Genomic DNA, 25,789 nt, shown 5'->3' on the forward strand with positions numbered 1-25,789 from the left:
GGCGCGGCTAGAGGTCCAGCACCAACTGCGGTGTGAGCGCGCGGGACACACAGGGCGCCATGCAGTCGCCGCGCGCCTTCTCTTCGTCGGTCAGGAACAGGTCGTGGTGATCGGGCAGACCGCCAAGCACGCGCGTGACGCAGGTGCCGCAAACGCCCTGCTCGCAGGACGTGTCGATGGACACACCGGCCTCACGCAGCGCATCGACGATGGTGGTGCCCGGTGGCACCGACAGCACCTGCCCGCTGCGCGCCAGCGTCACCTGGATCGCGCCGGTGGCGGTGGACACGGGCAGCGGATCGGCGCTGAAGTACTCCAGGTGGACGCGCTCCTTCGGCCAAGCGCGCTCGGCCGCCACCGCGCACACCCGGTCCATGAAACCGCGCGGTCCGCACAGGTAGAGCTCCGCCCCCTCGGGTGGCCGCGACAGCGCCTCGCGCAGGCTGGCCTCGGTCTCGCTGTGCCCTTGCCCCAGGTGCAACGTGGTCTTCTCGCGAAAGCCCGGCGAACCCAGCAGATCCAGAAAGGCGGCCTGCGCGGCCGAGCGCGCGAAGTAGTGCAGATGGAACGATCGGCCGCGCCGCTGCAGCGCGCGGGCCATGCACAGCAAGGGCGTGATGCCGATCCCTCCGGCCACCAGCACCGAATGCGCCGCGTCCAGGTCGATGGGGAAATGGTTGCGCGGCGCCGAGATGGCCAGCGCGGTGCCCACGCGCAGGCGCTCATGCACCGCGCGCGAGCCGCCCCGCGACTGCGCCTCGCGCTTGACGGCGATCGTGTACGCGCACGCGTCCTCCATGGCGCCGCACAGGGAGTACTGGCGCACCAGCCCGGGGGCCAGGTGCAGGTCGATGTGCGCACCGGGCGCGAACGGAGGCAAGGGGGCACCGTCGGGTCGCGCAAAGCGCACCTGCAGCACGTCCTCGGCCACCGGCACGGTCTCGCTCACCACGACGTCAAGCGTGGCCGAGGTCATGCCCGCTCCCGCACCGCGAACAGCGAGGCATCGGCCGCGAAGCCGGCGCAGTACCGCTCTTTGGATTCGCTCGTGCCCATTTCGCCCGTGACCACCACCATGTCACGGAAGTCGTTCTGCGCCGGCTCGCGCACCACGCCGCGCGGGTCGCGCCCGGCCAGCACCTCATCCACCGCCTCGTCGAGCATGCGGCGCGCGCGCACGATGGCGATGTCGCTGGAGGACAGGTGCTCATTGGCCTGCTGGTGCACCACGCCCTGCGCCTGCGTGATCACGATGTCGTGCACGGAGAAGCATTCGCCCAGGCCGGCATAGGCCTGGCCCTTCATCGACTCGCGGTCCTGCGAATAGAGCTGTTCCTGGCGGCGCCACATGCGGTCGCCTTCGGCCTTCTCGGCGCTGTACTGGCGCTCCAGCGCGCCTTTGTCGAGCTGGCCGCTGCGGTGGAAGATGAACTCCCAGCGGTAGTGGTGCTCGTCGTCGATGGGCACGTCCCACAGCATGGTCAGGCCGCCCTCGCCGAGGTAGCCCTCGAAGCCGCCCACGGCGCAGGCGTTGGGCATCACGAAGTTGGTGATGCGCACCGAGCAGCGGTCACTGTCGGCGATGGCGCGGCGGGTGTAGAGCCGCACGCCGAATCGCGTGTCCTCGATCGAGAGTTCCGGGCGCGCCTGATTGGCGAACACACCCCAGCGCGCCTGCATCTGCGCATCGGCCAGCTCCAGCTGGTGCAGGAACGAGGTGTGCACCGGGTCGATGTTGCCCTCGCTGGCCTGCAGCCAGTTGCAGTCGCCCTGCCAGCGCGTCACGTAGCAATGCGCCGGCCCGCCTTGCAAGGCCGGGTAGCGCGGAAACAGCGGCGGCTCGCCGGGGCCGAGGTAGGCCCAGAACACGCCCGCCGCTTCGTGCAGCGGGTAGGACTTCATGTGGATGCGGTCCTTGGCGGTGGGCGAGGCCTCGGCGGGTTGATCGAGGCAGCGGCCATTCACGTCGAACAGCCAGCCGTGGTACGGGCAGCGCAGGCCGCCATCCTCCACGCGGCCCAGCGCCAGGTCGGTGCAGCGGTGCGCGCAACGGCGGTCGATCAGGCCGACCCGGTTCTGGTCGTCCCGGAACAGCACCAGGTCCTCGCTGAGCAGGCGAACGGGCTGTGGGGCGGCCCCGGGCGGCAGGGAATCGATCAGGGCAACGGGTTGCCAGTAGCGGCGCAGCAGCTCACCGGCCGGCGTGCCGGGGCCGGTCTGCGTGAGGTACTGGTAGCGGTCGGGTCCGCGCGGCTTCGCGCGCACGGTCACAGGGGCGGTCATGTCGTTCATGGTCAGGTCTGGTACAAACAAAACTGATAACAGCTTCATTGTTTGTTTGAACCGGACACGGCCTGAAGAGGACTTTCACGCAGCTCAGCTTTAAGATGAATGCATAGCTCGCACCCACCAACCGCGCTGAAACCGCCATGGACATCAAGCAACTGCACAACTTCTGCAAGGTCGCCGAACTCGGCAGCCTCACGGCGGCCGCGCGCACCCTCGACCTCACGCAGGCCGCGCTCAGCCGGCAACTCGCCCTGCTGGAGGCGGAGCTGGAGGTGGAGCTGTTCCGCCGCACCGGCCGGGGCCTGGTGCCCACGCCCGCCGGCCAGCGCCTGCTGGAGCAGGCGCACCTCGTGCTCCAGCAGGTGGCGCTCATCCCGCGCGCGGTGCGCGGCGTGGGTGACGCGGTGCGGGGCCACCTCGCGCTGGGCCTGCCGCCCAGCCTGGCGCGGACCATCGTGGTGCCGCTGGTGGAAGCCTTCCAGGCGCACATCCCGGAGGCGGTGATGCGATCGGTGGATGGGCTGTCGGCCAACCTCGTCGAGCTGGTGGCCGGCGGCAAACTCGACTGCGCCATCGTCTACAGCGTCGTGCCCACCGACAAGGTCGTGCTCACCCCACTGGCCGACGAGGCCTTGTACCTGGTTTCAGGTCCCGCCGGGGGGCCCCCACTGGGCAGCTCCGTGCCGTTGGCGGAGGTGGCCGACCTGCCCCTCATCACCGCCGGTCAGGACAACGCCGTGCACCAGACCTTGTGCATGGGCCTGGCGCGGCTGGGCCGCAAGCCCTGCGTGGCGCACGAGATTGCCAACCTCACCGCCATCCTCGACCTCGTGCGCAACGGACACGGCTACTCGGTCATTCCCCTGAGCGGCGTGCACTCCTGCATCGACGACGGCCTGCTGCGACTGCACCGCATCCGTCGGCCCGCCCTGCAGATTCCCTTGTTCATCGCTCAGCCTGCGCGCGCAGAGGATCCGCTGACGGTGAGCGAACTGAACTTGCTGCGCAACGTGGTGCTGGAGCAGCTCAGCCGCTTCGACGAGGACGTGGAAGGGGCGGTCGCCGCGCATCGGTGAGGCCAGCGCCCCGCTGTCCGGCGGCAGAGGCGCGCCGGGACTTGGCCGCCGAAGCGCTTGCTGCCATCATTCGCGCCGCTGGCGCACCCGCGCCGCCAGGAGCCCCCATGAGCGCAGCGCACATTCGCCAATCCGTGGAGGAGCTCGCGAAGCACTTCGCGGACAACCCGCAGGACGCCATCTCGCGGGACAAGCCGGCGGTGGCCACCGTGGAGTCGGGCCTGCGCTGCAAGGCCGTGGGGCCCAAGGGCGAGGTGCTGATCACCGACATGCCGGCGCCCATCGGCGGCGGTGGCAGCGCGCCCACGCCGGGCTGGTACCTGCGCGCCGCACTGGCCAATTGCGACGCCACCATGATCGCCCTGCGCGCGGCGCAGCTCGGCATCGAGCTCAGCCAGCTGGAAGTGACAGTGGGCAGCCGCTCGGACAACCGCGGCCTGCTGGGCGCGGGCGATGGCGAGGCCCACGCCGGGCCGCTGGACGTTCAGCTCACCGTGCGCATCGCCGCGCCCGGCGTGCCGGCGCAGACGCTGCATGAACTCGTGCAGTGGGCCGAAGCCCACTCGCCCGTGGGCGATGCGCTGCGCCGGGCCCTGACCGTAAGGGCCGAGGTCCAGGTGGCCTGAGCGCGCCGGCGCGCCCTCGCCGCGCGCCTCAGCGCGGGCCGGCCTCGTGCCCCATCGCGTCCGCGTGCAGGGCTTCGTTGAGCTGGTCCACCACCAGCGCCCAGGGCGCGTCGGCCTTGATCTGCTCGGCCAGGAACTGGCGCTGGGCGTCGTTCCAGTGCGGCGCGTCGCAGATGTGCACGTCGGCGGGGATCTGGTGGTCCACGATGAAACGCGCGATGTCCTGTTCACCGGCGTCGAGCCCCAGTTGCAGGAACAGGTTGGTCATTCGGGGGGTGGTTTCGTCCATCGCGGCAATCTCCTGAGCGTTTCGAGAATGCGGGGATTGTCGGCGACCGTTCGGCGGCTGGCTTGTAGGCCAAGGCCGCGTCGTGGGCGCACGACACCCGGTCGAGCACGGCTTCGGCGGTATGGTCCTGCCGATCACGGCTTGCCCGCTCACCGCCCATGCCACGCACGCTCTTCACCTCACCGCCCTCGCCCTGGCCCAGCCTCGCCGTCTGGCTGCTGCTCTGCTTCGCCGCCGCCGCCATCGGGGCCGTCGCCTCCGCCAACGCGCCGGATTTCTACGCCCAGCTGAACCGCCCGGCCTGGGCGCCGCCGGCCTGGCTCTTCGGCCCGGTGTGGACGGTTCTGTATGGGTTGATGGCGCTGTCGGCCTGGGTGGTCTGGCGTGAGGTGCGACTCGAACAGGGTTTCGCGGTGTATGGGCTGTTTGGTGCCCAACTCGCCGCCAACGCGCTGTGGACCTGGCTCTTCTTCGCCTGGCGACAAGGCCAGTGGGCCTTCGTCGAGATCCTGGTCCTCATCGCGCTGATCGTGGCGACGATGAAGGTCTTCTGGCGCATCAGGCCACCCGCGGCCGCGCTGCTCGTGCCCTACCTGGCCTGGGTCTGCTTCGCCGCCGCGCTCACCTTCTCCATCTGGCAGCGCAACCCCGGCCTGCTGTAGCGGGCGCGTTCAGCGCAGCGGAATCGGCGTGGCGCGGTCCACCGCCACCACCGCCACCGAGTTCTGCGGCGAGCCCTCGATCAGGCGATCGGAGTACGTCAGGTAAACCAGCGAGTGCCGCTTCGCGTCGACCATGCGCACGATGCGCAGGCGCTTGAAGACCAGGCTGATGCGCTCGCTGAACACCTCTTCCTGGGCCTTGATGGGCTTGGGGATGCTGATCGGCCCGGTCTGGCGGCAGGCGATGGACGCCTCGGCCTTGTCTTCCGCCAGCCCGAGCGCGCCGCTGATGCCACCCGTGCGGGCGCGCGACATGTAGCAGGTGACGCCGTTGACGCCGGGGTCGTCGTGCGCCTCGACCACGATCTTGTGGTCGGGGCCGATGAACTTGAACACAGTGTCGACGGAGCCGATTTCTTCGGCGTGGGCGAGCGAGGCGAAGACCAACAACAGGGAGCAGGCGAGGCGGCGCATGGGTGGGGCTTTCGGCAAGGCGTTGACCAGACGGCGGTGCATGATCCGCCATCTCCGACGGACCACCGCACACAGGCCATCATGCCCGAGCAGCCCGCCCGGCCGACCGCTCAGGGCATGGCGTCGTGGTGGAACACCTTGCTGACGATGCGCCAGTCGCCGTCCAGCTTCACCAAGGTCAGCAGATCGATGAACGCCTTGGGCGGGATGGAACACTCGAGCCGGACGAACGCGGTCACCGGGCCCGCGAACTCGATGGCGAGGATGCGGTCGGTGCGCGCATGGCCCTGGCTCGCCGGTGAGGGGCGCTGCGCCACGCGGGGAAAGTAGCTCGCCATGTCCAGGTGCAGCAGGTGGCCGTCCGTGGCGCTGAAGTAGTGCGCCTCGGGGTGAAAGACCTGCTCCAGCAGCGCCACGTCGCTGTGGTGCAGGCCGTCGAAGTAGCGCCCCAGCACCTGCGCGACGGCCGCGCTCTCGCGGGCGAAATCCGCCGCCGCGCTCACGATGTGCCCCGTCGCCGGTATTGCAGCGCGGGCAAGCCGCCCACGCCCCAGTTGTCGAGATCGATCTCATCGATCACCACATGCGTGAGCGCGGGGTCCTTGTCGAGCACACGCTGCAGCAGGCCCGTTACGCCGGCGATCAGTTCGGCCTTCTGTTGCGCGCTCACGTTCTCGCGCGTCACCTGGATGTTCACGTAGGGCATGGCGGCGCCTCAGTTCAGGCGCTGCACCGCTTCGCGAATCCGCTCGCCGAACAGGCGCGCGGTGCGCAGATCGCCAGGCACCAGTTCATCGGCCGACGCGTCCGATGGCGTGGCGGCCATGAGCCCACTGAAGGAGGCCAGGTAGTTCACGTCGTCGCGCACCGAGGCCTTGGCATTGGCCGGCAGCATGCCCGTGCCCACCCACAGCATGCCGTGCTGCTGCGTGAAGGTGAACAGCGAATTCAGCGTGGCCAGCTTGTCGCCGTTGATGCCGGCGGAGTTGGTGAAGCCGGCCGCCAGCTTGTTCTTCCACTGCTGGTTCATCCACACGCCAGTGGTGGCGTCCTGGAAGCGCTTGAACTGCCAGCTGACGTTGCCCATGTAGGTCGGCGTGCCGAAGACGATGGCGTCGGACGCGGCCAGGCGGGCCCAGTCCGGCTCGCTGACGCGGCCGTCCTGGTCGATCTCGATCAGGTCGGCGCCGCTGCCTTGCGCCACGGCCTGCGCGAGCTTTCGGGTATGGCCGTAGCCACTGTGGAAAACGATGCTGATGCGGGAAGTCATGGTGTGCCTCGTGCCCTGAAAGGGCGGTTGAAAAACGATGCCGTGATGGTATTCATCGCCTTTCCATTGATAAACACATATACTTGAACTTCATTCATTACATGACGTAAATCATGGCTCGCGAATTCGGCGTCACCTCCCTGGGCAGCATCGAACTCTTCTGCCTGGCGGCCGACCTGGAGAGCTTCACCGCCGCCGCGCGGCAGGCCGCGCTGACGCCAGCCGCCGTCAGCCGCGCCATCGGCCGCCTGGAAGAACGCCTGCAGGTGCGCCTGTTCGTGCGGACCACGCGGCGCATCCGCCTCACCGACGAAGGACGCGCCTACCACCAGCAGTGCAAGCAGGCCCTGGGGCAACTGGCGGAAGCCGAACGCCAGCTCAGCGGCCACCAGGCGCAGCCGGCGGGCGTGGTGCGCATCAGCGCGCCCACCTCGTTCGGGCACCACCGCCTGCTGCCGCTGCTGCCGGCGTTTCGCGCGCGCCACCCGCAGGTGGCGGTAGACGTGCAACTGAGCAACCGCAACATCGACTTCACCGCCGATGGCTTCGACCTGGCGGTGCGCGGGCGCGTGCAGGCCGACTCGGGCCTCATCGCGCGCCCGCTGATGGACGCGGAGCTGGTGGTGGTGGCAACGAAGGCCTACCTGCGCCAGCGCGGCACGCCGAAGTCGGTGGAGGATCTGCGCCAGCACGACTGCATCCAGTTCGTGCTGCCGCGCACCGGGCAGCACGTGCCCTGGCGCCTGCGCGTGGATGGCGATGAGAGCGACGTCCCCACGCAGGGCGGCATTTCCGTGTCCGAGGACATCGTGGGCGTCGCCACGCTGGCGCGTGCGGGCGCGGGCCTGGCGCAGATCTACCGCTTCATGATCGAGAAGGACCTGGACAGCGGCACCCTGGTGGAGGTGCTGAAGCCGCTGGGCGGCGCCTCGCGGCCGTTCTCGCTCATCTACCCCGCCAACCGGCACATGCCCTTGCGCGTGCGCGCCCTGGCGGATTTCCTGGTGGCGAGCATGAAGCCCCGGCGCAGCCCGGGACGCGCTTGAATACAGGCGCGATTCCGTCGGCATCCAGCGGCACGCGCTGCACCGCGAACAACCAACCACTGTGCGCCACTTCCGGCGGTTCGCCAAGTGCGGAAATCCCAGTGGCCGAGCGCTTTCCCTGGTCTTCACAATGGTCCGCAGCTTGCCCCGCCCAAGGACCGAGGTCCAGAACAAGAAGACCCGAGAACAAGACATGACGATCGCGCGCAAGCCGACACGCGAGGCCGAACGCCTCGCCCGCCTGCAAGAGCTGGGCGTCCTGGACACGTTGCCGCACGCGGCGTTCGACGTCATCACCGAGCTCGCGGCCCACATCTGCGACTCACCCATCGCGCTGATCTCGGTGATCGACGACGAGCGCCAATGGTTCAAGTCGCGGGTAGGCCTGCAGTCCACGGAAACCGCGCGGGACTTCGCCTTCTGCGCGCACGCCATCCTGGAGCCGCACGCGGTGATGGAGGTGCACGACGCGCTGAGCGACGAGCGCTTTCGCGACAACCCGATGGTGATCGGTGAACCGCACATCCGCCACTACGCGGGCGCGCCCATCGTCACCAGCGACGGCCTGGCGCTGGGCACCGTGTGTGTCATCGACCAGGAGGTGCGCCGGCTCAGCGCGTACCAGCTCGACACCCTGCGGCTGCTGGCGGCGGTGGTCGCGCACATGTTCGAGCACTCGGCCAGCCTGCACGGCAACCTGTCGCACGAGACCCGCCGGCTGAAGCACCGGCAAGCCGTGATGCAGGCCATGGGCGACGCGGGCCTGGACCTCAAGGTCTTCATCGACCGCGACTACCGTTACCGCTACGCGAACGGCAGCTACCTGGCGTACTGGAACCTGAGCGAAGGCGACCTGCTCGGCAAGACGGTGCCCGAGCTGCAGACGCCCGCGGCCTTCGCCGCCACGCTCAAACCCCACCTGGACGCGGCGCTGCGCGGCGAGCAGCGGCGGTTCCAGACCATCATCGACTTCGCGGCGACCGGCCCCCGGCACGTGGAGGTGACCTACATCCCCGCCCTCTTCGACGAGCAAGGCCTGCCCACCGGCGTGGTGGGACGCGTGCAGGACATCCACGAGATCAAGGCCCGGCAGGTGCAGCTGGAGGCCACCGTGAAGCTGCTGGAGCAGCGCACGCTGCAGCAACAGCAGTACATCCACGTGCTGTCGCACGACCTGAAGGAGCCGCTGAACACCATCGGCAACTTCGTCTCGCTCATCGACGAGGACTACCGCGCGTCGATGGCTCCCGACGGCCAGACCTACCTGGACCACGTGCTGCAGGGCACGCGGCGCATGCGCAGCCTCATCGACGACCTGCGCCGCTTCTTCGAGGTGGAGAACCACGTGGTGTCCATGGAGGCGGTGGCGCTGGACAGCGTGGCGCGGCAGGCCGTGCAGGAACTGGCCGAGGCCATCGAACGCCAGCGGGCGATGGTTCGCATCGACCCGCTGCCCAGCGTGCACGGCAACGCCTCGCTGCTGCGCATCTGCCTGCAGAACCTGCTGTCCAACGCCCTGCGCTTCGCGCGGCCCGGCGAGCCGCCCCAGGTGCACATCCATGGCACCGAAGGCGAAGCCACATTGAGCGTTCACGTGGACGACCAGGGCATCGGCATCGACGCCGCCCACCACGAAACCATCTTCGAGCCCTATGCGCGCCTGCACGCGCGCCGCGTCAGCGAGGGCGCCGGCCTGGGCCTGGCGATCTGCCGCCGCATTGCGCGCATGCATGGCGGCGACATCGTGGTGCTGTCCACCCCCGGCGTGGGCAGCCGCTTCAGCCTGTTGCTGCCCCTCCCCGGACGCGGCGAGGGAGCACCCGAATGAGCGCCTACGCCCGCGTCATCCTGGTCGACGACAACGAACTCGACAACGACTTCCACGAGATCGTGTTGCGCAAGGCGGGTTACACCGGCGACATCCTGCGCTTCGAGTCCGGTGTCGACCTGCTGGACTTCCTCGCGTCCGCGCCAGCGCAGCCGCGCACCTGCGTGCTGCTGGACATCAACATGCCCATCCTGAACGGCTTCGACACCGCCGACCGGCTCGCCGGCATGGCCCTCCCGGATCCACCCGAGGTGCACATCCTGAGCTCGTCCGACTCGCTGGCGGACCAGCGGCGCGCCAGCGCTCAGCCCTTCGTCCGCGGCTACCTGGTCAAGCCACTGACGGTGACGGCCGCGCGCCGCCTGCTCGGCGCCTGATCGCCCGAGCGGTGCGCTGGCGCGCCAGTGCGAAGCCTCAGAGGTTGCCCTTGCTCCACGGCCCCGTGATCGCCACCGTGATGCCCGGCGTCTGGATGTTGGCGAACAGCACGCGGCCCGTGGGGTCGAAGGTGGCGCCGCAGAACTCCGAGCCGCGGTGGTCGGCCGCGCCCACCGTCTTGCCGGCGCCCGCCACCTGCTGCGCGCTCAGGTTCACGTTGTTCTTGCAGAAGATGTAGGCCTCACCCACCGGGTTCAGGCCCAGCAGGCGCGCGCCGGTACCGAAGGCGTCGGTCGAGCCGCCGCCGTCCTCGCACAGCACCACGCCGCCGCGCGGGCTCACGGTCACGTTGTCGGGGTTGTTGCCCGCCGTCTGGTGGCCGCTCACGAAGATGGCGCGCAGGCGCATGGTGGCGAGCGTGAGTTCCCAGACCGCGCCTTCGCCGTTGCCCACGCTGCCGCTGCCGTTCACGCCGGCCGCGGTGTCCACGATGAACATCTTGCCGGCCGAGTACCAGATGCCTTCGCCCCGGCTCATGCGCGCGCAGCCCTGCGTCAGCGCCTGGTGCGTGGGCCCGGCCGCGAAGCCCATGCTCACGCCGCCGGGCTGGCCCACCACCACCACGGGGTCGGCGTCCGGGTCGGCGATGTCGACCCACTCCAGTTCGTACTCGTCGCCGATGTCGGGGTTGAGCAGGCCCTGGTCGTTGGCCTGCGCCAGCGTGGACGGGCGGGCCTGGCGCACCAGCGTCTTGATGCGCGCGGCCTGCAAGGCGCCGCCGCGGAGCAGGCTGCCCACCACGCCCGAGCTGTCGTTGGGCACGTAGCGGAAGAAGGCCGCGATGTTGCGGTTGTCCTCGGTCTCGTAGACCACGCCGGTGGCGGGATCGACGGCCACGGCCTCGTGGATGAAGCGGCCCATGCCGACGATGGGCTCGGCGATGGTGTGCGTCGGGTCGGCGGCGACCTCGAACACGTAGCCGTGCTTCCTGCCGCCGATGCTGGAGAAATCGTAGATGGTCTCTTCGCAGGTGAGCCAGGAGCCCCAGGGCGTGGGGCCGCCCGCGCAATTGCCCAGCGTGCCGCCGATGGAGCCCATCGAGCCGGCCCACTGGTTGTCGCGCCACAGCAGGTTGCTGGTGCCGCCGGCCGGATAGCCCACGAAGGGCGCGGGCGCGGGGGCCGCGGGGTCGGTGACGATGCCGCCCGCGCCGATGCGGATGGGCAGGCTGCCGTAGAACACCGTGATCACGCCATTGACCAGGGTGGTGGCGTAGCGGTGCGGGGCCGGGATGGCCTCGGCGGGCGTGCCCACCAGGCCGCGCTCGTGGTTGCGCACCAGCACCAGTTCGCTGCCACGGCCCACGCGGCGCGACAGCACGGCGGCCATGCCGTCGTGGCTGCCGGGGGTGGGCGCGCCGTCGTCCATGGCGTCGCCCGTCCAGCCATGGCTGCGGTAGCTGAAGCCGGGCGGCAGTTGCAGCAGCGGCAGGCCGGTGGCCAGGTCGTTCACGGGCGCGATGGGGCCGTAGGGCGAAGTGGCGGAGACGGTCTGCTTGCCGGTGGCGGCCAGGGCGTTTTGCGCGTAGAGCGCGCCCATCACACCGGCAAAACGGGTGGCGGCCAGCGCGCCGGAGCCTTGCAGCAGGCGGCGGCGGACGGGCGAGAACGAATCGGACGGCATGGACATTCCTCGTGGGGATCGGTTCGTGGGGAGGCCGCGAAGCGGCCGAAGCGGCCGAAGCGGCTCATCTGACGCCCATCTTGCCTGCCCGCCTTTGCCAACTCCACGACGCCAAGCCCGCCGCGGCATGGTCCGTTTGGCGCAAGGGCTCGCGGCACCCGCCCCGCCGCTGGCGCCACGGCACTTGCATCCGGTGCGGGCGGCGCTAGCATGCGGGTGCGCAGCCGAACCGCCCCAGGAGGCCACATGAAGCGCGTCGCACCCTTGCTAGCTCTCGCCGGCCTCGCAGCCGGCGCCCCCAGCCTGGCACAAGACGCCACGCGCTTGCGCGACCTCGACGCCGCCGCCCGGGTGACCCTGAGCAAGGACGAACTGCAGCAGCTCATGCCGGGGGCCACCGTCAGCCGCGTGTCCGGCCGCGGCAACCGCAACATCTGGAAGAACGAGCCAGGTGGCAGCTTCGTCGCCTCTTCCGACAACAAGGACCGCGGCAGCACCATGCCTTCCACCGCGCGCGGTCAGTGGAGCCTCTCGGACGATGGGCGCTACTGCGTGCGCATCGAATGGCGCTCGGTGGAGACCGAGGACTGGTGCCGCTTCATCGTTCGCGCGGGCAACGCCTACTACGGCACCCGGTCCGACCAGAACCCGGACGAGCGGATCTACCGGCTAGAGATCACGAAGTGAGCCGCTCGGGGGCGACGTCCCCCGATACAAAAACTCACGCGGGGCAGGGCTCGGCGCGGCCTTGTCCTACAGCCCCTGGCCGGCGAGCCCCGCAACATGGCCCCAAGCCCGGCCACGCCTTGTGCCCCGAGGCCCGACACCCCAGAGGAGCAGCCAATGAAAACCACCTGGGTCCTGGTGGCCGACGAAGCCATCGCCCGCATCCTGGAGCGGCCCCGCCGCGCCCATCGAAACCTCGTTCCCGTGGAAGAGCTGACCGACCCGGACGCGCACGCGCGCGAGTCCGACATGCACAACGGGCCGCACGGGCGCCGCGCCGGGGCCGGAGGCGGCGGCAGCCCGCAAGCCACCGTCTCGGCCAGCGATTCGGCGCGGCACCAGCACGCGCAGGCATTCGCCAAACGCATCGCCCAGCGCCTGCTCGACCACCGCCGCGCGCAGCGCTTCGACGCCCTGCATCTGCTGGTGGCCCCGCGCCTGCTGGGTTACCTGCGCAATGAGCTGCACGCCGAGGTCAGGTCCACGGTGGTGGACACCGTCGACAAGGACCTCATCCACGAAAGCAATGCCGACCTGACGCGGCGGGTGTTCGGGCCGCCCCCGACCGCCGCCTGAGGCGCGTCACCGATCGCACCGGAGGTCCCATGAAAGCCAAAGTCCTGAACGACGCGCCCGAACGCACCATCGCCCTGGTCCTGGACCGGGGCGACGAGGTGATGTCCAGCCTGCAGCGCTTCGCCACCGAACACAGCCTCACCGCCAGCCGCGTCACCGCCATCGGTGCCTTCGAATCCGCCGTGCTGGGCTACTTCAACTGGGACAGCAAGGAGTACGAGCGCATTCCCATCGACGAACAGGTGGAGGTGCTCTCCCTGGTGGGCGACATCGCGCTCGATGGCGACCAACCCAAGGTGCACGCGCACGTGGTGCTGGGCCGGCGCAACGGCCAGGCCATGGGTGGCCATCTGCTGGAGGCGCGCGTGCGGCCCACGCTGGAGTTGATGCTGGTGGAGTCGCCCGCGCACCTGAAGCGCGTGTGCGATCCGGTGAGCGGAATTCCGCTCATCCGGATCGGGGCGTGAGGCGCTTTCACCGCGTTCCCGCCCCCACCAGCATCTCGCACGGCCCCACGAAGCCGGCCGCCGGGCTCTCGAAGCGCAACAGCGCCTGCTCGATCTCCCGCCAGGTGTCGTCGCGTTCTGCTTCGCTCAGGCTCGCCATCATCTGGTGCAGCGCGCCGAAGGACTCCCGCTCGAAGCGCACGCATTCGGCGGCCGTGGGCAGGTGCACGGGCGAGTCGATGCGGCGCACCTCCACGTCGCGAAAGCCCGCCTGTTCCAGCGCCCGGGCCAGCACGCCCTCACCGCCCAGTGAGAACGGCCCGGGTTGACCCGGCAGCGGCGGCGGCAACTGCGCGCGGCGGCGAATGATGCCGACAGGTACCGAGAAGAAGGCATTGCGATCGGCCGTGGCGTACACCACCGCGGCGAAACGCCCACCGGGTTTCAGTGCGTGGCGAATGCCGGCCAGCGCGCGTTGCTGGTCGGGGAAGTAGATCAGGCCCACGCGCGACACCGCCGCGTCGAAGGACCCGGCGGGCAAGCGGTCGTGGCGCTCGCCATCCAGTTCCAGCGTCTCCACGTGGGACAGCCCGGCCGCATCGGCCGCCGCCTTGGCGTAGCGCAGGATCGCGGGCGAGATGTCGGTGGCCAGCACGTGCCCGCGCGCACCCACGCGGCGGGCCGCCGTCAGGGTCTGCTCGCCCGCCCCGGCGGCGACGTCGAGCACGCGCGAGCCCTCGCCCACGGCGGCCATGTCCAGCATGGCCTCGGTGGCGGGGCCCAGCCAGCGCGCCAGCAAGGGGCCCCATCGGTCCCAGGCGGGGGCGGCGCTCTCCCATTGCGCGCGCGTGGTCTGGCGGAATTTCTCGGCGTCGAAAACGGCGGGTGCGGGAGAAGAAACAAGGGTCTCGGTCATGGCGGTTCTCCTGGAGGAAGACCGGTGCGACGTGCACGGTCGGCCCGCAAGTTAGGCCTGCCGCCAGCACCGCTCAAGTCCAGAATCTGGAGTAGGCAGGCCAGGGGGGCGCCGCTAGACTGGCCCGCATGATCGACTACCTGCAGTTCTGCACCGTCGCCCGTGGCGCGGAAGTGCTGGGCGAGCTGTGGACGCCCCTGGTGGTGCGCGAACTGCTCTGCGGCAGCCACCGCTTCAACGACATCCACCGCGGGGTGCCTCGCATGTCCGCCACGCTGCTGACGCAACGCCTGCGCAAGCTGGAAGAGATCGGTGTGGTGGAGCGGCGCCGCGCGGAGAAGGGCTGGGAATACCACCTGACGCCCGCCGGCGAAGAACTGCGCCCCATCGTGGTGGGCATCGGTCACTGGGGCGCGCGCTGGATCGGCAGCCGCCTGCGGGCCGATCAACTGGACGCGGGCTTTCTGATGTGGGACATCCGCCGCTTCGCGCGCCTCGAGGAATTTCCCGCCGACGAACGCACGGTGGTGCACTTCCGGTTTCGCGACGCGCCCGCGGCCGAGCGGCAATGGTGGCTCGTGGTGCAGCACCGCGAAGCCGACCTGTGCCGCGACGACCCGGGCCATGAGATCAGCGTGTTGGTCGAATCGACCGTGCGAGCGCTCACGGAGATATGGACCGGCGACAGCGACCCGGAGCAGGAAATCCGCGCGGGCGGCCTGAGTGTCCAGGGCGCGGGGCGCAACGGGCAGCGCCTGTGGCGCTGGCTCGGGCGCAGCGTGTTCGCGCCCACGCGGATGGCGCAGCGCGCAGGGCGCGCCTAGCCGCCCGCGGACAACTCCTTCGCCACCTCGACCACCAGGGCCCGCAGCCAGCGGTGCGCCGGGTCGTGCCGGTGGCGCGCGTGCCAGGCCATCTCCACCGGAAAAGTGCCCAGGTCCACGGGCGCGGGCAGCACCTTCAGGCGCGGGTCTTGCGCCAGGCGGCGGCAGATCAGCGACGGCAGCGTCGCGCAGTGATCGGACAGGGCGATCATTTCCGGGATGGCGAGGAAGTGCGTGACCGAGACCGCCACCTCGCGCTGCAAGCCCTGCTTCTCCAGTGCCTGGAACAAACCCACACGCAGGCGGCCGCCCGGCGGCACCATGTTCACGTGCTTGAGCCGTTCGAACTGCTGGCGCGACAGGCGTTTGTGCACCGTGGGATGGTCGGCCCGCACCACGCAGGCCAGGCTTTCGTCCATCAGGTGCTGCACCACCAGGTTGTCCGGCGCATTGGCCACGCGGCCCAGCACCATGGCCGTGTCGCCCGACATCACGCCCGTGTCGGCCAGGTCGGCGCCATAGGGAATCAGCCGCAACTGCACGCCTGGCGCGCGTTCCTGCAAGCGCGCCACCACCCGCGGCATCAGCACGAACTCCACGTAGCTGTTGGGGGCGATGGTGATGCGCTGGCGGGCCTTGGCGGGGTCGAAGGCCTGCTGGCCCAGCACCACCTCGTCCACGCTGGCCAGCGCCGCCGCCAGCACCGGTGCCAGTTCCTGCGCTTTCTGCGTCGGCTCCATGCCGTAACGCTGCCGCACGAAGAGCGGGTCTTGCAGCATGGCGCGCAGGCGCGTGAGCGCGTTGGACAGCGCGGGCTGCGTGATGCCCAGGCGCTGCGCGGCCCGCGTCACGCTGCGCTCCTCCATCAGCACCAGGAAGACGGGCAGCAAGTTCAGGTCGTAGCGCATCCAGTCATCATGTCAGATGAATATCTGGAATCAAAGAAATAAAGTGGTGGAAATGAATGCCGGTGGCCATGATTCGGGCCATTCCCCCTTCCCTTCCAACCTTCCACCGGAGCTTTTCATGATCACCTTCTACGCCTACGGCGCCCCCAATCCCCACAAGGTCTCCATCGCCCTGCTCGAGCTGGGCCTGGAGCACGAGATCAAAGTCGTCGAGATCTGGAAAGGCGAGGGCCAGTCGCCCGGCTTCCTCGCCATCAACCCGAACGGCAAGGTGCCGGTCATCGTGGACCACGACACCGGGCTCACGATCAGCGAGTCCAACGCGATCCTGCTGTACCTGGCCGAGAAGACGGGCCGCCTGCTGCCCACCGACCCCGCACGGCGCCAACGCGCGCTGGAACTGCTGTTCTTCCAGGCCTCGGGCGTGGGCCCCATGTTCGGACAGCGCGCCTGGTTCACCCTGTTCGCCCCCGAGCACGTGCCCTACGCCATCACCCGCTACCGCAACGAGGCGGAGCGCCTGACCGGCGTCATCGAAAGCCTGCTGCCCGATGACCAGCCCTGGTTCCTCGGCGACGAGTACTCCATCGTGGACATCGCCTTCATGGGCTGGATCTGGACCGCCGTGAAGATGCACTTCCCGATCGACGCCTACCCCAAGCTCAGCGCCTGGCTCGACCGCATGCTGGCGCGCGAAGCGGTGCGCCAGGGCATCGTCACGCCGAACCCGCTGCCGACCTTCGGCTGCCCGGCCACGGCGCAGCCACTGGCCGCCCCCTCCACGTCCGCGTCGTCGGGCGCCGCTTCGTCCGAACGAGCAGAAGCCGTCGCCGCCTGATCCACCCATTCCTGCCACAAGGAGCTCACCATGGCACTGAAAGACATCCTTCCCGGCGCGCTCGGCTTCGGCACCGCGCCCCTGGGCAACATGTTCCGCGACATCCCCGAGGCCGAGGCGCGCGCCACGGTGGACGCCGCCTGGAACGACGGCATCCGCTACTTCGACAACGCGCCCTTCTACGGCGCGGGCCTGGCGGAACTGCGCATGGGCGAGGCATTGGCAGGGCGCCCGCGCGACGACTACGTCATCAGCACCAAGGTCGGCCGGCTCATCCTGGATGAAGTCGAAGACGTCGCCGCGCGCGACCTGGGCGAGAAAGGCGATGTGTTCAAGCACGGCCGCCCCAACCGCATCGTCAACGACTACTCGGAAGACGCGACGCTGCGCTCCATCGAGGACAGCCTCAAGCGCCTGCGCACCGACCGCATCGAGATCGTCTGGGTGCACGACGTGGCGCAGGATTTCTATGGCGACGAATGGCTGGGCGTGTTCGAAAGCGCGCGCAAGGGCGCCTTCAAGGCGCTGGACCGGCTGCGCGACGAGGGCGTGATCAAGGCCTGGGGCCTGGGCGTCAACCGCGTCGAGCCCATTGAACTGCTGCTGGGTCTGGAAGGCCCGCGCCCCGACGGCTTCCTGCTCGCGGGCCGCTACACCCTGCTCGACCACGAGCGCGCGCTGCAGCGCGTGATGCCACTGGTGGCGCAGCGCGGGCTGGGCATCGTCGTCGGCGGGCCCTACAGCTCGGGCGCGCTGGTGGGCGGGCCGAACTTCGAGTACGCGCCGGCCACGCCCGAGATCCTGGCCAGGGTGGCGCGCATCAAGGCCATCGCCGACCGCCACGGCGTGAGCATGAAAGCGGCGGGGCTGCAGTTCGCGCTGGCGCACCCGGCGGTGGCGGCGGTCATCCCCGGCGCCAGCCAGCCCAGGCGCATCGCGGAAGACCGCGCGGCGCTCGACGAAACCGTGCCGGCGGACTTCTGGCGCGAGCTGCGCGCGGCGGACCTGGTCAGCCGGGAGGCGCCACTGCCCCTCGCGGGCTGAAGCGCGTCGCCCTCAGTGCGCCGCCGGCACCGGCGCACGAGTGGCCAGCGCCACCGCATCCGCCCCCGCCGCGTAGCGCAGCCGGGGCGATTCGTCGTTCACCGCCTGCCACACCGCCTCGGCCACGTCGAGCTCGCTCGTCACCGCCGCCGGCTGCGCAAACGAGGCGAACACCTCGTGGGCGTAGGGTGCGTAGGCCTCGGGGATCAGGCCCTGCATGCGATCGGCGCCGTTGGCGGTGAAGCGCGTGCCGGGGCCATAGCCGGGTTCCACCAGCTTCACGCGCACGCCGAAGGCCTGCAACTCCAGCGCCAGTGATTCGGTGAAGCCCTCGATCGCCGTCTTGCTGGCCGTGTAGGCCGCCACCAGCGGGAAGGGCGCCAGCGTGGCGCTGGAGGTGACGTTGATGAGCAGGCCCGCGCGGCGCGCGCGCCAGGCCGGCAGCACCGCCTGCGCCATCGCCATGCTGCCGAAGGTGTTGGTCTCGAAGATCTCGCGCACCGTGGCCATGGGCGTGGCTTCGAAGGCGCCGAGCAGGCCCAGGCCCGCGTTGTTCACGAGCACGTCGATGGGGCCGGCCGCGTCCAGCGCGCGGGCGATGCTGTCGGGCTGCGTCACGTCCAGCGGCAGCACACGCAGCCGGGGCGAGAGCGGCAGCAGGCCATCGCGCGGCGTGCGCATGGTGGCGATGACGTTCCAGCCCTTGGCGTGGAAGTGGCGCGCGGTTTCCAGGCCGTAGCCCGAGGAGCAGCCGGTGATGAGGATGGTTTTCATGAGAAGTCCTTTCGGTGGTGTTCAGGCTTGCGTTGAAGGTGCCGCAACGATAGGACGCCTCGTCCGGACTATCTACAATCCTGAATCCGAATCACTTTTGCAACCGTCCGGAATCATCCGATCATGGTGGACCCGCTGGCCGACGTCATCGCCCTGCTGCGCCCGCGCGCGGTGTACTCCAAGGTCATCAGCGGTGCGGGGGCCTGGGCCGTGCGCTACCCGGCCTTCGGGCAACCCAGCTTCTGCACCATGCTGGAAGGCCACTGCGTGCTGGCGGTGGACGGGCAACAGCCGCTGGCCCTGCAGGCCGGCGACTTCGTGCTGATGCCCAGCACGCCCGGCTTCACGCTGCGCGGCCCGGAGCCCGCGCCACCCGTGCACATGGACCCGGCGCGCACCGCCGGGCAACAGCAGCAGGGCGAACTGCGCCACGGCCGGCGCAAGGGCCCGCCCGAGATGCGCATGCTCGGCGGCTACTTCCAGTTCCAGTCGCTGGACGCGGCGCTGCTGGTGTCCCTGCTGCCCAGCCTGCTGCACGTGCGCGGCGTCGATCGCCTGCCGGTGCTGGTGCAACTGGTGCGCGACGAATCCCTGGCCGATCGGCCGGGCCGCCACCTGGTGCTGGCGCGGCTGGTGGAGCTGCTGCTCATCGAAGCCTTGCGCGGCGCGGCGAACGAGGCGGCGCCGCCCGGCCTGCTGCGCGGTCTGGCCGACGAGCGCGTGGCCGTGGGCCTGCGCCGCATGCACGGCGCGCCCGAACGCGCGTGGACGGTGCCGGCCCTGGCCAGAGAAGCCGCACTCTCGCGCTCCACCTTCTTCGAGCGCTTCACCCGCGCGGTGGGCGTGCCGCCCATGGAGTACCTGCTGGCCTGGCGCATGGCCCTGGCCAAGGACCTGCTCGACCAGGGCGGCCTGCCCATTGGCGCGGTGGCCGAGCGCGTGGGCTACGGCTCGGCCAGCACCTTCAGCACGGCCTTCAGCCGCCACGTGGGGCAGCCGCCCAGCCGGTACGCGCGCGAGCGGCAGGGCCAAGGCCAGCCGGCCTGAAGACAGCTCTCAGGTCGGCAGCTTCGCGATCACCTTGATCTCGAACTGGAAGCCCGACAGCCAGGTGACGCCGATGGCGGTGGCCGTGGGGTAGGGCGCCTGGCCCCAGAACTCCGCCGCCACGGCCCAGGCGCGTTCGAAGTGGGTGTGCGGGTCCACCATGAACACGGTCACGTCGATGACGTCGTCGAAGCTGAGGCCGGCCTCGGCCAGGATGGCGTTGAGGTTGCGAAACGCCAGGCGCACCTGCTCGTCCAGGTCGGGCTCGGGCGAGCCGTCGGGCCGGCTGCCCACCTGGCCCGAGACGAACAGCAGGCCGTTGGCCCGGATGGCGGGGGAATAGCGGTGCGCGTCGTACAGGGCGTGGCGGCTGGGCGGGGACACCACGTCGCGGGTGGGGGTCTTGGGGTGCATATCGGGGGCTCCACGAATCGGTTGAAGGAGCAGGGAATCTAGGGACGCGCGCGCCACGGATAAACCGGCCAGGCCAACAATCACTGTTTGGCAAACCCAAACAATCCCCAGCCGAACCGGAGGCACCCATGGACCGATTCGACGCGATGCAGGCCTTTGCGCGCGTGGTGGAGGCCGGCAGCTTCACCCGCGCCGCCGAGACGCTGCGCCTGAACAAGACCAGCGTGACCCAACTGGTGCAGCAACTGGAGGCGCACCTGCGCGTGAAGCTGCTGCACCGCACCACCCGCAAGGTGCAGGCGACCGCCGACGGCGCGGCCTACTACGAGCGCGTGCTGCGCCTGCTGGCCGAACTGGACGACGCCGAGACCAGCCTCTCCAGCGCCCAGGCCTCGCCGCGCGGGCGCATCCGCGTGGACGTGCCCAGCCCGCTGGCGCGGCTGGTGCTGATGCCCGCGCTGCCCGACTTCCACGCGAAGTACCCGGACATCCAGATCGACATGGGCGCGAGCGACCGCATGGTGGACCTGATCGAGGACCGGGTGGACTGCGTGATCCGCGGCGGCGAGATCACCAACCCTTCGCTGGTGGCGCGGCGCGTGGGCGACCTGTCGATCGGCGCGTACGCCGCGCCCGCGTACCTGCAACGCGCCGGCACACCGACGCACCCGCGCGAACTGGACAGCGCGCAGCACCGCACCGTGGGCTACCTGAGTGCGCGCACGGGCAAGGTGCTGCCCTTGACCCTGCGCCGCGACGGCGAGCAACTGAGCCTGCTGGGCCGGCACGCGCTGGCGGTGGACGACGGCAACGCCTACCTGGCGGCGGGTGTGGCGGGGCTGGGCGTGCTGTGGCTGCCCACCTACATGGCCGAGGCGCACGCCGCGCGCGGCGAACTGGTGCCGCTCTTTCAGGACTGGCGCTTCGACCCCATGCCCATGTACCTGGCCTACCCACCGAACCGGTACCAGAGCGCGAAGGTGCGCGTGTTCATCGATTGGGTGGTGGAGGTGGTGAAGGCCCTGCCCACACACGGGGCCCCGTAGTGACGCCCTCGCCCCGATATGCTCTCGGGCCGCAAGCGACAAACCCTCCGACCACCCCGCCTGGCCCATGGCCACAGGAGCCGACCTTGATCGAGCCGCCCCTTCAACTGCCGCACGCCCCCCTGCCCGCCTACTACCGCGACGAAGCGGACCATGCGCGCTACGTGCGCCGCATCTTCGACGAGACCGCCGTCGACTACGACCGCATCGAACGCGCCATGGCGCTCGGGTCGGGCGGCTGGTACCGGCGGCAGGCCCTGGCCCGGGCCGGGCTGGCGGCGGGTGACACGGTGGTCGACGTGGGCATCGGCACCGGCCTGCTGGCGCGCCAGGCCCGCGAACTGATCGGCGAGGGCGGGCGCCTCATCGGCGTGGACCCCAGCCCCGGCATGCTGGCGCAGGTGGACCTGCCCGGCGCCGAACTGCGCGCCGGCCGCGCGGAAGAGCTGCCCTGCGCCACGGGCGAGGCCGACTTTTTGAGCTTTGGCTACGCGTTCCGGCACGTGTCGGACGTGGACGCCGCGCTGGGGGAGTTTCTGCGCGTGCTGCGGCCCGGTGGGCGGCTGCTGATCCTGGAGATCAGCCAACCGACGGGCCGGTGGTCGCGTGCCTTCATGAAGTTCTACATGCGCCGCGTGGTGCCCACGCTGGCGCGCGTGGTGGCCCGCGAACGCGGCAGCGCCGAGCTGTGGCGCTACTACTGGGACACCATCGAGGCCTGCATCCCGCCCGAGCAGATCATGCAGGCGATGGAGCGCGCGGGCTTCCAGCAGGTGAAGCGCCACACCGACCTGGGCGTCTTCTCGGAGTACACGGCCGTGCGGCCGTGAGGTGGCCGGAGCAGCCGTGAGGGCAGGCCCAGCCGGCCCTACTCCGCCTTCATCACCGTCTCGCCCTTCAGCGGCCCCATGTCGCGGATGTTGAAGCGGTGGCGCTTCCAGCCCGCGTAGGTGCGCCGCCAGTTCAGCACCGAGACGACGTAGTACAGCAGCTTGAACATCCTCAGCGAGGCCCGGTACGCCGGCCCGTGGTGGATGTCGGCCGCCAGCAGCGACATCAGCCCCTGCTTCACCTTGAACACGTTCTGCGGGTGCATGAACATGTCGCGGATGGTGGGGTTGGTGACGCGGTAGATGAACCAGGAATAGTCGCGCGGGCCCACCCGCACGCGCTTCTCGAAAGCGGCGCGGGCGGCGGGCAGGCGCTTGGGCTCGTCCAGCGCGGTGGCCACGAGTTGCGCGCCGTCGAAGGCGCTCTGCATGGCCAGGAAGACGCCTGAGGAGAACATCGGGTCGATGAAGGTGAAGGCGTCGCCCACCATCAGGTAGCGCTCGCCCGTGGCGTGCGTGCTGGCGTACGAGAAGTTGCCGGTGGCGTGCACCTGGTCGTCCACCAGCGTGGCGTGCTTGAGCCGGTCGTGCAGCTCGGGGCACAGGGCGATGGTGTCGAAGAAATAGTCCTTCAGCGGCTTGTCGCGCGCCTTCAGGTAATAGGCCCAGCACACCGCGCCCACGCTGGTGGTGCCGTCGGCCAGGGGGATGAACCAGAACCAGCCGTGCTCGAACCAGCAGATGCTGATGTTGCCCTCGCGCTTGCCCTCCAGCCGGCGGGCGCCGCGGAAGTGGCCGAACAGGGCCGTGCTGTTGTGGGCCTTGTTCTTCTGTTTGCACTTGAACTGGTTCGCCAGCAGCGTGTCGCGGCCCGTGGCGTCCACCACGAAGCGCGCGCGCCAGCGACGGGCCTCACCACTGTCCAGCCGCGCCTCCACGTTGGCGCCTTCCTGGTCGAACGCCACCTGCGTGACCTTGGCGCCCTCCAGCGCCTGCGCGCCCGACCGGGCGGCGTGGCGGAACAGCAGCTCGTCCAGCTCGGAGCGGCGCACCTGCCAGGCCGAGGACTTGGAAGGGTCCCAGCCCTCGGCGAAATCGACGTAGCTGCAATAGTCCAGGTCGGGCGGCACGAACTCGATGCCGTACTTCGGCATGCCGATTTTGTCGACCTGATCGCGCACGCCGAGCCGGTCGAACAGGGCCACGTTGCCGGGCAAGAGCGACTCACCGATGTGAAAGCGCGGGTGGTGCTCTTTCTCGAGCAGCACCACCTGGCGGCCTTCGCGCGCGAGCAGGGCGGCGATGGTGGAACCGGCGGGGCCGCCGCCGACGACGAGCACGTCGCAATTCTCATCAGCTTGCATCGAGTCATCTCCCGGGTTGTGGCCTACGTGGGCCGGGCGAAAAAATACCACGCCGGAGTGGCCGCGCTGTCCGACAGTATGGGAACTCGACCGTGGCGCGCGGAGCCCGCTTGCCCTGATACCCCCCACCCATTGGCCAACAGGGGGTGGTGTCGAATGACCAAGTCAGAAACATTGCCAAGGCCATTGCCCTGGCCAAAGGTTACGAGGAGTGAGCGCCATGCGCAAAGCCAACACCGCCGGAACCGTCAGCAAGCGCAAAGCCGGTACGAAGACGAGGCCCTACGACGTGGCGGCCTACCTCAGCACCCCGGAAGACATGGCGGGCTACCTGGACGCCTGGCTGACCGAGGCGCCCGACGACGCGGCCGGGATCGCGCGTGCACTGGGGGACATCACACGCGCCAAAGGCATGACGCAGGTGGCCAAAGACGCGGGGGCGTAAAGCTTCAAAGCGGGCGCGGCCACTTGGCCACCAGCCCGCCACCTACCGCGCGGCCCAGAGCCTGAACTCGACGTGCTTCGCGGCACCTTGAAAGTCCAGGTCCGTCGACAACAGAACCAGATCATGTCGCCGGCACAGCTGAATGAGCAGTGCATCGATTGTTCCGATCTGCACGCCGCGACGGCGACAGGCGTTTCGAACCTCCGCGGCCTCGATGTGGTCGTCCCGGTCCGGCTGCAGGAATGCGAGGGCAGACAGGCGCTCTACCAACTGCGCGCGGGCCTTCGGCCCGGCAAAGCCTTGCAGCAGCTCTTGCAGCACGAACCCCGTCGTGAAGACCTGATCCGCACCCATCAATGCCTCCCGCAGGGCCACAACCTGAGGCTCGGACTGCTCGGTGTCCCGGCGCAGGGCCAACGACCATACGCTCGTGTCGACAAGCATGCTCATCGCTTGCGCGTCCGCTCCGCCTTGTGGTCGAACGATGTGTCCCAGTCCAGCTTTCCGAAGAGCTCCGCCACGCGGCGTTGCTCTCGGCGGGCAATGAACTCTTGCAAGGCCCGCGTGACTGCGGCCTTTTTGGTGGACTCCCCACTGACGCGGTAAGCGCGCTCCAGGAGATCTTGATCGAGGGCGAGATTGGTGGCCATGTGTAGCTCCTTGAGTTGCAGTCTACACAACCACCCACCGTGTCGCAACGAACGCATGACGAATGACCGGCCCCAAGCCGGGAATGGGGAAGCTGTGCACGTCCGGCGGCATCAGGCGCTACGCACCGGCTCATACCGCAGCACCACCGCCCCCGATCGAAACGCCTTCTGCCCCACCAGCCGCAAATCCACGTGCTGGGGCAGCCCCGCGAACAGCGTGGGCCCACGCCCCACCAGGCGCGGGTGCACGATGAACTCGTATTCGTCGATGAGGCCCAGTTGCGCCAGGGCCATGGGCAACTGCACGCCCGCCACGTACAGGCCCTTGCCCGGTTCCTGCTTCAGGCGCCGCACCTCCGCCCCCAGGTCGCCGCGCAACAGCTCCGCGTTCCAATCCACCCGTTCGAGCGTGCTGGACACGACGTACTTCTTCGCCGCGTGGATGGTCTGCGCGAAGGGCAGCGTCCACTCGGGCATGCCTTCGGGCCGCACGCCCGTCTCGGCCACGGGCCGCCAGGCGCTCTCCATCAGGCCGTAGATGACCCGCCCGAACAGCAGGGCGTCGGCCTGCGCCAGGGTGTTGGCGGCGTGGCGGTGCAGCTCTTCATCGGGGCCCATCGCCTCGTGGTCGTAACAGCCGTCCAGGGAGATGTTGATGGAGTAACGAAGCGGGCGCATGGGGCTCCTGAGCGGGTGGATGGCGGGGGTGGGCGGCTACCGGGCCAGCATGCCCGAAGGAATAGACTCTGCGGAATTCTGCTTTCCCGCACTCACCCCACACATCGTCGTAGGAGAACCCGTGGTGATCAACCCCGCCAAAGACACGACCAAAATGAGCTCCACCGAACTGCGCGAATACGCGGAGCGGTTGATGCGGCAAGCCGAGGAACAGTCGACGAAGGAATTCGAGTCCACGCTCAACTTCCTGTCGGACAAGCTCACGCACATGGGCAAGACGAAGAAGGACGCTGTCATCCACCTCATCAAGATGATGAAGAGCCATGAGGCGGAGGAGACGCTGGCCGAACTGGCGGAAGGCGCCGGCTTCACCAGCCCCCGACGGGCCAAGGAGCGCGGGGACCTGGACAGCGAGGGCAATCCACCCGAGATCGGCGTGACCTACCAGTTGCCTACGGGCGAGACGTGGACGCGCAAGAGCAAGGTGGGGGCGACGAAACGGGAGTTTGCGGCGTTTGCGAAGACGACGACTTGGGGGGCTATGAGGGTGTGAAGTCAAGCCGGCACACGTTCATGAAGCTCGATCATGGAACAGCGCAGTCTGTACGACCTGGCCAACTACCTGAGCACACCCGAGAACAG

At 69.4% G+C, this 25,789-nt stretch carries 32 protein-coding genes and 1 pseudogene; 17 read left to right on the forward strand and 16 right to left on the reverse strand.

From position 1 onward, the window contains the following. Positions 1-7: 7 nt before the first annotated feature. Both GTO19_RS00620 and GTO19_RS00625 read right to left on the reverse strand, forming a co-directional pair. On the reverse strand, positions 8-976 hold the full coding sequence (locus tag GTO19_RS00620) for a PDR/VanB family oxidoreductase (protein WP_291016601.1): 969 nt from the start codon (positions 974-976) through the stop codon (positions 8-10). Then, a complete protein-coding gene (locus GTO19_RS00625; RefSeq protein WP_291025840.1) occupies positions 973-2,292 on the reverse strand; it encodes a Rieske 2Fe-2S domain-containing protein in 1,320 nt (439 codons plus the stop codon). Before GTO19_RS00625 ends, GTO19_RS00620 begins: the two co-directional genes overlap by 4 nt. A gap of 137 nt (positions 2,293-2,429) precedes the next feature. On the opposite strand from GTO19_RS00625, the gene GTO19_RS00630 reads away from it, so the two are divergent. Both GTO19_RS00630 and GTO19_RS00635 read left to right on the forward strand, forming a co-directional pair. Beyond that, positions 2,430-3,365 (forward strand): LysR substrate-binding domain-containing protein, encoded by a 936-nt coding sequence (locus GTO19_RS00630; RefSeq protein WP_291016606.1) that lies wholly within the window; start codon positions 2,430-2,432, stop codon positions 3,363-3,365. 107 nt (positions 3,366-3,472) lie between these two features. Further along, positions 3,473-3,991 carry an OsmC family protein gene (locus GTO19_RS00635; RefSeq protein WP_291016609.1) on the forward strand — a complete coding sequence of 173 codons (519 nt, stop codon included), beginning with the start codon at positions 3,473-3,475 and terminating at the stop codon, positions 3,989-3,991. 28 nt (positions 3,992-4,019) lie between these two features. Here GTO19_RS00635 and GTO19_RS00640 read toward each other — a convergent pair whose 3' ends face one another. Next, positions 4,020-4,280, reverse strand: coding sequence for a DUF2789 domain-containing protein (locus tag GTO19_RS00640; RefSeq protein WP_291016611.1), 261 nt, complete (start codon positions 4,278-4,280; stop codon positions 4,020-4,022). Between the two features lie 158 nt (positions 4,281-4,438). Between GTO19_RS00640 and GTO19_RS00645 the strand changes: the two genes are divergently transcribed. Then, complete coding sequence (locus GTO19_RS00645; RefSeq protein ID WP_291016614.1) at positions 4,439-4,942, forward strand: TspO/MBR family protein; 504 nt, start codon at positions 4,439-4,441, stop codon at positions 4,940-4,942. Between the two features lie 9 nt (positions 4,943-4,951). On the opposite strand, the gene GTO19_RS00650 is transcribed toward GTO19_RS00645, so the two are convergent. The 4 genes from GTO19_RS00650 to GTO19_RS00665 form a co-directional block, all read right to left on the reverse strand. Further along, positions 4,952-5,416: a CreA family protein gene (locus tag GTO19_RS00650; RefSeq protein WP_291017040.1), complete on the reverse strand. Its 465-nt coding sequence runs from the start codon at positions 5,414-5,416 to the stop codon at positions 4,952-4,954. 110 nt (positions 5,417-5,526) lie between these two features. Then, positions 5,527-5,919 (reverse strand): nuclear transport factor 2 family protein, encoded by a 393-nt coding sequence (locus tag GTO19_RS00655; protein ID WP_291016617.1) that lies wholly within the window; start codon positions 5,917-5,919, stop codon positions 5,527-5,529. Beyond that, positions 5,916-6,122 carry a 4-oxalocrotonate tautomerase family protein gene (locus tag GTO19_RS00660; protein WP_291016620.1) on the reverse strand — a complete coding sequence of 69 codons (207 nt, stop codon included), beginning with the start codon at positions 6,120-6,122 and terminating at the stop codon, positions 5,916-5,918. Before GTO19_RS00660 ends, GTO19_RS00655 begins: the two co-directional genes overlap by 4 nt. A gap of 9 nt (positions 6,123-6,131) precedes the next feature. Next, positions 6,132-6,686 carry a flavodoxin family protein gene (locus GTO19_RS00665; protein WP_291016623.1) on the reverse strand — a complete coding sequence of 185 codons (555 nt, stop codon included), beginning with the start codon at positions 6,684-6,686 and terminating at the stop codon, positions 6,132-6,134. Positions 6,687-6,799: 113 nt separating this feature from the next. Between GTO19_RS00665 and GTO19_RS00670 the strand changes: the two genes are divergently transcribed. The 3 genes from GTO19_RS00670 to GTO19_RS00680 all read left to right on the forward strand — a co-directional run bounded on the left by GTO19_RS00670 (position 6,800) and on the right by GTO19_RS00680 (position 9,937). Further along, positions 6,800-7,732 (forward strand): LysR family transcriptional regulator, encoded by a 933-nt coding sequence (locus tag GTO19_RS00670; protein ID WP_291016625.1) that lies wholly within the window; start codon positions 6,800-6,802, stop codon positions 7,730-7,732. A 193-nt stretch (positions 7,733-7,925) separates the two neighbouring features. Beyond that, positions 7,926-9,560, forward strand: a complete 1,635-nt coding sequence (locus GTO19_RS00675; protein WP_291016627.1) for an ATP-binding protein — start codon at positions 7,926-7,928, stop codon at positions 9,558-9,560. After that, positions 9,557-9,937, forward strand: a complete 381-nt coding sequence (locus GTO19_RS00680; RefSeq protein WP_291016629.1) for a response regulator — start codon at positions 9,557-9,559, stop codon at positions 9,935-9,937. The genes GTO19_RS00675 and GTO19_RS00680 overlap by 4 nt, the downstream gene beginning before the upstream one ends. Positions 9,938-9,974: 37 nt before the next feature. Here the strand turns inward: GTO19_RS00680 and GTO19_RS00685 are convergent, their stop codons facing one another. Then, a complete protein-coding gene (locus GTO19_RS00685; RefSeq protein ID WP_291016631.1) occupies positions 9,975-11,621 on the reverse strand; it encodes an alkaline phosphatase PhoX in 1,647 nt (548 codons plus the stop codon). Positions 11,622-11,867: 246 nt separating this feature from the next. On the opposite strand from GTO19_RS00685, the gene GTO19_RS00690 reads away from it, so the two are divergent. The 3 genes from GTO19_RS00690 (at position 11,868) to GTO19_RS00700 (ending at position 13,390) form a co-directional block, all read left to right on the forward strand. After that, on the forward strand, positions 11,868-12,308 hold the full coding sequence (locus GTO19_RS00690; RefSeq protein WP_291016633.1) for a DUF995 domain-containing protein: 441 nt from the start codon (positions 11,868-11,870) through the stop codon (positions 12,306-12,308). 156 nt (positions 12,309-12,464) lie between these two features. Continuing rightward, a complete protein-coding gene (locus tag GTO19_RS00695; RefSeq protein ID WP_291016635.1) occupies positions 12,465-12,923 on the forward strand; it encodes a host attachment protein in 459 nt (152 codons plus the stop codon). A 29-nt stretch (positions 12,924-12,952) separates the two neighbouring features. Next, positions 12,953-13,390, forward strand: coding sequence for a DNA-binding protein (locus GTO19_RS00700; RefSeq protein ID WP_291016636.1), 438 nt, complete (start codon positions 12,953-12,955; stop codon positions 13,388-13,390). A 7-nt stretch (positions 13,391-13,397) separates the two neighbouring features. Here GTO19_RS00700 and GTO19_RS00705 read toward each other — a convergent pair whose 3' ends face one another. Continuing rightward, on the reverse strand, positions 13,398-14,285 hold the full coding sequence (locus tag GTO19_RS00705) for a methyltransferase domain-containing protein (protein WP_291016638.1): 888 nt from the start codon (positions 14,283-14,285) through the stop codon (positions 13,398-13,400). Positions 14,286-14,413: 128 nt separating this feature from the next. Between GTO19_RS00705 and GTO19_RS00710 the strand changes: the two genes are divergently transcribed. After that, positions 14,414-15,109, forward strand: coding sequence for a helix-turn-helix domain-containing protein (locus GTO19_RS00710; RefSeq protein ID WP_291016640.1), 696 nt, complete (start codon positions 14,414-14,416; stop codon positions 15,107-15,109). Here the strand turns inward: GTO19_RS00710 and GTO19_RS00715 are convergent. After that, entirely contained in the window at positions 15,106-16,017 is a 912-nt protein-coding gene (locus GTO19_RS00715; RefSeq protein ID WP_291016643.1) for a LysR family transcriptional regulator, read from the reverse strand. The genes GTO19_RS00710 and GTO19_RS00715 overlap by 4 nt on opposite strands. Positions 16,018-16,135: 118 nt before the next feature. Here GTO19_RS00715 and GTO19_RS00720 point away from each other — a divergent pair, with 118 nt between their 5' ends. Together GTO19_RS00720 and GTO19_RS00725 are read left to right on the forward strand one after the other, a co-directional pair. Continuing rightward, a complete protein-coding gene (locus GTO19_RS00720; RefSeq protein ID WP_291016646.1) occupies positions 16,136-16,855 on the forward strand; it encodes a glutathione S-transferase family protein in 720 nt (239 codons plus the stop codon). A 30-nt stretch (positions 16,856-16,885) separates the two neighbouring features. After that, complete coding sequence (locus GTO19_RS00725; RefSeq protein WP_291016648.1) at positions 16,886-17,899, forward strand: aldo/keto reductase; 1,014 nt, start codon at positions 16,886-16,888, stop codon at positions 17,897-17,899. Between the two features lie 12 nt (positions 17,900-17,911). Here GTO19_RS00725 and GTO19_RS00730 read toward each other — a convergent pair whose 3' ends face one another. After that, positions 17,912-18,673: an SDR family oxidoreductase gene (locus GTO19_RS00730; protein ID WP_291016651.1), complete on the reverse strand. Its 762-nt coding sequence runs from the start codon at positions 18,671-18,673 to the stop codon at positions 17,912-17,914. 123 nt (positions 18,674-18,796) lie between these two features. Between GTO19_RS00730 and GTO19_RS00735 the strand changes: the two genes are divergently transcribed. Continuing rightward, positions 18,797-19,720: an AraC family transcriptional regulator gene (locus GTO19_RS00735; RefSeq protein ID WP_291016654.1), complete on the forward strand. Its 924-nt coding sequence runs from the start codon at positions 18,797-18,799 to the stop codon at positions 19,718-19,720. Positions 19,721-19,729: 9 nt separating this feature from the next. Here the strand turns inward: GTO19_RS00735 and GTO19_RS00740 are convergent, their stop codons facing one another. Continuing rightward, positions 19,730-20,134, reverse strand: coding sequence for a RidA family protein (locus GTO19_RS00740; protein WP_291016656.1), 405 nt, complete (start codon positions 20,132-20,134; stop codon positions 19,730-19,732). A gap of 128 nt (positions 20,135-20,262) precedes the next feature. Between GTO19_RS00740 and GTO19_RS00745 the strand changes: the two genes are divergently transcribed. Next, positions 20,263-21,180, forward strand: a complete 918-nt coding sequence (locus GTO19_RS00745; protein ID WP_291016659.1) for a LysR family transcriptional regulator — start codon at positions 20,263-20,265, stop codon at positions 21,178-21,180. 86 nt (positions 21,181-21,266) lie between these two features. Further along, a complete protein-coding gene (locus tag GTO19_RS00750; RefSeq protein ID WP_291016661.1) occupies positions 21,267-22,010 on the forward strand; it encodes a class I SAM-dependent methyltransferase in 744 nt (247 codons plus the stop codon). A 38-nt stretch (positions 22,011-22,048) separates the two neighbouring features. Here the strand turns inward: GTO19_RS00750 and GTO19_RS00755 are convergent, their stop codons facing one another. Next, positions 22,049-23,374: an NAD(P)/FAD-dependent oxidoreductase gene (locus GTO19_RS00755; protein ID WP_291016663.1), complete on the reverse strand. Its 1,326-nt coding sequence runs from the start codon at positions 23,372-23,374 to the stop codon at positions 22,049-22,051. 220 nt (positions 23,375-23,594) lie between these two features. Here GTO19_RS00755 and GTO19_RS22360 point away from each other — a divergent pair. Beyond that, positions 23,595-23,813: pseudogene (locus GTO19_RS22360) on the forward strand (DNA-binding protein); the annotation flags it as partial. A gap of 48 nt (positions 23,814-23,861) precedes the next feature. Here GTO19_RS22360 and GTO19_RS00765 read toward each other — a convergent pair. From GTO19_RS00765 to GTO19_RS00775, 3 genes are all read right to left on the reverse strand, one after another. Continuing rightward, positions 23,862-24,269 carry a PIN domain-containing protein gene (locus GTO19_RS00765; protein ID WP_291016666.1) on the reverse strand — a complete coding sequence of 136 codons (408 nt, stop codon included), beginning with the start codon at positions 24,267-24,269 and terminating at the stop codon, positions 23,862-23,864. Then, positions 24,266-24,469 (reverse strand): type II toxin-antitoxin system VapB family antitoxin, encoded by a 204-nt coding sequence (locus GTO19_RS00770; protein ID WP_291016669.1) that lies wholly within the window; start codon positions 24,467-24,469, stop codon positions 24,266-24,268. Before GTO19_RS00770 ends, GTO19_RS00765 begins: the two co-directional genes overlap by 4 nt. Before the next feature lie 111 nt (positions 24,470-24,580). Further along, positions 24,581-25,147 (reverse strand): dihydrofolate reductase family protein, encoded by a 567-nt coding sequence (locus GTO19_RS00775; protein WP_291016671.1) that lies wholly within the window; start codon positions 25,145-25,147, stop codon positions 24,581-24,583. A gap of 124 nt (positions 25,148-25,271) precedes the next feature. Here GTO19_RS00775 and GTO19_RS00780 point away from each other — a divergent pair, with 124 nt between their 5' ends. Further along, positions 25,272-25,700, forward strand: a complete 429-nt coding sequence (locus GTO19_RS00780; RefSeq protein WP_291016674.1) for a hypothetical protein — start codon at positions 25,272-25,274, stop codon at positions 25,698-25,700. Positions 25,701-25,789: the final 89 nt, after the last annotated feature.

Source organism: Hydrogenophaga sp., from assembly GCF_011772445.1.
In the GTDB taxonomy this organism is placed as follows: domain Bacteria; phylum Pseudomonadota; class Gammaproteobacteria; order Burkholderiales; family Burkholderiaceae_C; genus Hydrogenophaga.

Bases quoted from the DNA above. Each gene is read 5' to 3' on its own strand.
- GTO19_RS00710 (WP_291016640.1), top strand. From the start codon at position 14,414: ATGATCGACTACCTGCAGTTCTGCACCGTCGCCCGTGGCGCGGAAGTG.
- GTO19_RS00725 (WP_291016648.1), top strand. From the start codon at position 16,886: ATGGCACTGAAAGACATCCTTCCCGGCGCGCTCGGCTTCGGCACCGCG.
- GTO19_RS00735 (WP_291016654.1), top strand. From the start codon at position 18,797: ATGGTGGACCCGCTGGCCGACGTCATCGCCCTGCTGCGCCCGCGCGCG.
- GTO19_RS00690 (WP_291016633.1), top strand. From the start codon at position 11,868: ATGAAGCGCGTCGCACCCTTGCTAGCTCTCGCCGGCCTCGCAGCCGGC.
- GTO19_RS00665 (WP_291016623.1), bottom strand. From the start codon at position 6,686: ATGACTTCCCGCATCAGCATCGTTTTCCACAGTGGCTACGGCCATACC.
- GTO19_RS00765 (WP_291016666.1), bottom strand. From the start codon at position 24,269: ATGAGCATGCTTGTCGACACGAGCGTATGGTCGTTGGCCCTGCGCCGG.
- GTO19_RS00635 (WP_291016609.1), top strand. From the start codon at position 3,473: ATGAGCGCAGCGCACATTCGCCAATCCGTGGAGGAGCTCGCGAAGCAC.
- GTO19_RS00670 (WP_291016625.1), top strand. From the start codon at position 6,800: ATGGCTCGCGAATTCGGCGTCACCTCCCTGGGCAGCATCGAACTCTTC.
- GTO19_RS00640 (WP_291016611.1), bottom strand. From the start codon at position 4,280: ATGGACGAAACCACCCCCCGAATGACCAACCTGTTCCTGCAACTGGGG.
- GTO19_RS00685 (WP_291016631.1), bottom strand. From the start codon at position 11,621: ATGCCGTCCGATTCGTTCTCGCCCGTCCGCCGCCGCCTGCTGCAAGGC.
- GTO19_RS00775 (WP_291016671.1), bottom strand. From the start codon at position 25,147: ATGCGCCCGCTTCGTTACTCCATCAACATCTCCCTGGACGGCTGTTAC.
- GTO19_RS00680 (WP_291016629.1), top strand. From the start codon at position 9,557: ATGAGCGCCTACGCCCGCGTCATCCTGGTCGACGACAACGAACTCGAC.
- GTO19_RS00630 (WP_291016606.1), top strand. From the start codon at position 2,430: ATGGACATCAAGCAACTGCACAACTTCTGCAAGGTCGCCGAACTCGGC.
- GTO19_RS00755 (WP_291016663.1), bottom strand. From the start codon at position 23,374: ATGCAAGCTGATGAGAATTGCGACGTGCTCGTCGTCGGCGGCGGCCCC.
- GTO19_RS00620 (WP_291016601.1), bottom strand. From the start codon at position 976: ATGACCTCGGCCACGCTTGACGTCGTGGTGAGCGAGACCGTGCCGGTG.
- GTO19_RS00645 (WP_291016614.1), top strand. From the start codon at position 4,439: ATGCCACGCACGCTCTTCACCTCACCGCCCTCGCCCTGGCCCAGCCTC.
- GTO19_RS00700 (WP_291016636.1), top strand. From the start codon at position 12,953: ATGAAAGCCAAAGTCCTGAACGACGCGCCCGAACGCACCATCGCCCTG.
- GTO19_RS00650 (WP_291017040.1), bottom strand. From the start codon at position 5,416: ATGCGCCGCCTCGCCTGCTCCCTGTTGTTGGTCTTCGCCTCGCTCGCC.
- GTO19_RS00695 (WP_291016635.1), top strand. From the start codon at position 12,465: ATGAAAACCACCTGGGTCCTGGTGGCCGACGAAGCCATCGCCCGCATC.
- GTO19_RS00705 (WP_291016638.1), bottom strand. From the start codon at position 14,285: ATGACCGAGACCCTTGTTTCTTCTCCCGCACCCGCCGTTTTCGACGCC.
- GTO19_RS00730 (WP_291016651.1), bottom strand. From the start codon at position 18,673: ATGAAAACCATCCTCATCACCGGCTGCTCCTCGGGCTACGGCCTGGAA.
- GTO19_RS00720 (WP_291016646.1), top strand. From the start codon at position 16,136: ATGATCACCTTCTACGCCTACGGCGCCCCCAATCCCCACAAGGTCTCC.
- GTO19_RS00660 (WP_291016620.1), bottom strand. From the start codon at position 6,122: ATGCCCTACGTGAACATCCAGGTGACGCGCGAGAACGTGAGCGCGCAA.
- GTO19_RS00745 (WP_291016659.1), top strand. From the start codon at position 20,263: ATGGACCGATTCGACGCGATGCAGGCCTTTGCGCGCGTGGTGGAGGCC.
- GTO19_RS00715 (WP_291016643.1), bottom strand. From the start codon at position 16,017: ATGCGCTACGACCTGAACTTGCTGCCCGTCTTCCTGGTGCTGATGGAG.
- GTO19_RS00740 (WP_291016656.1), bottom strand. From the start codon at position 20,134: ATGCACCCCAAGACCCCCACCCGCGACGTGGTGTCCCCGCCCAGCCGC.
- GTO19_RS00675 (WP_291016627.1), top strand. From the start codon at position 7,926: ATGACGATCGCGCGCAAGCCGACACGCGAGGCCGAACGCCTCGCCCGC.
- GTO19_RS00625 (WP_291025840.1), bottom strand. From the start codon at position 2,292: ATGAACGACATGACCGCCCCTGTGACCGTGCGCGCGAAGCCGCGCGGA.
- GTO19_RS00770 (WP_291016669.1), bottom strand. From the start codon at position 24,469: ATGGCCACCAATCTCGCCCTCGATCAAGATCTCCTGGAGCGCGCTTAC.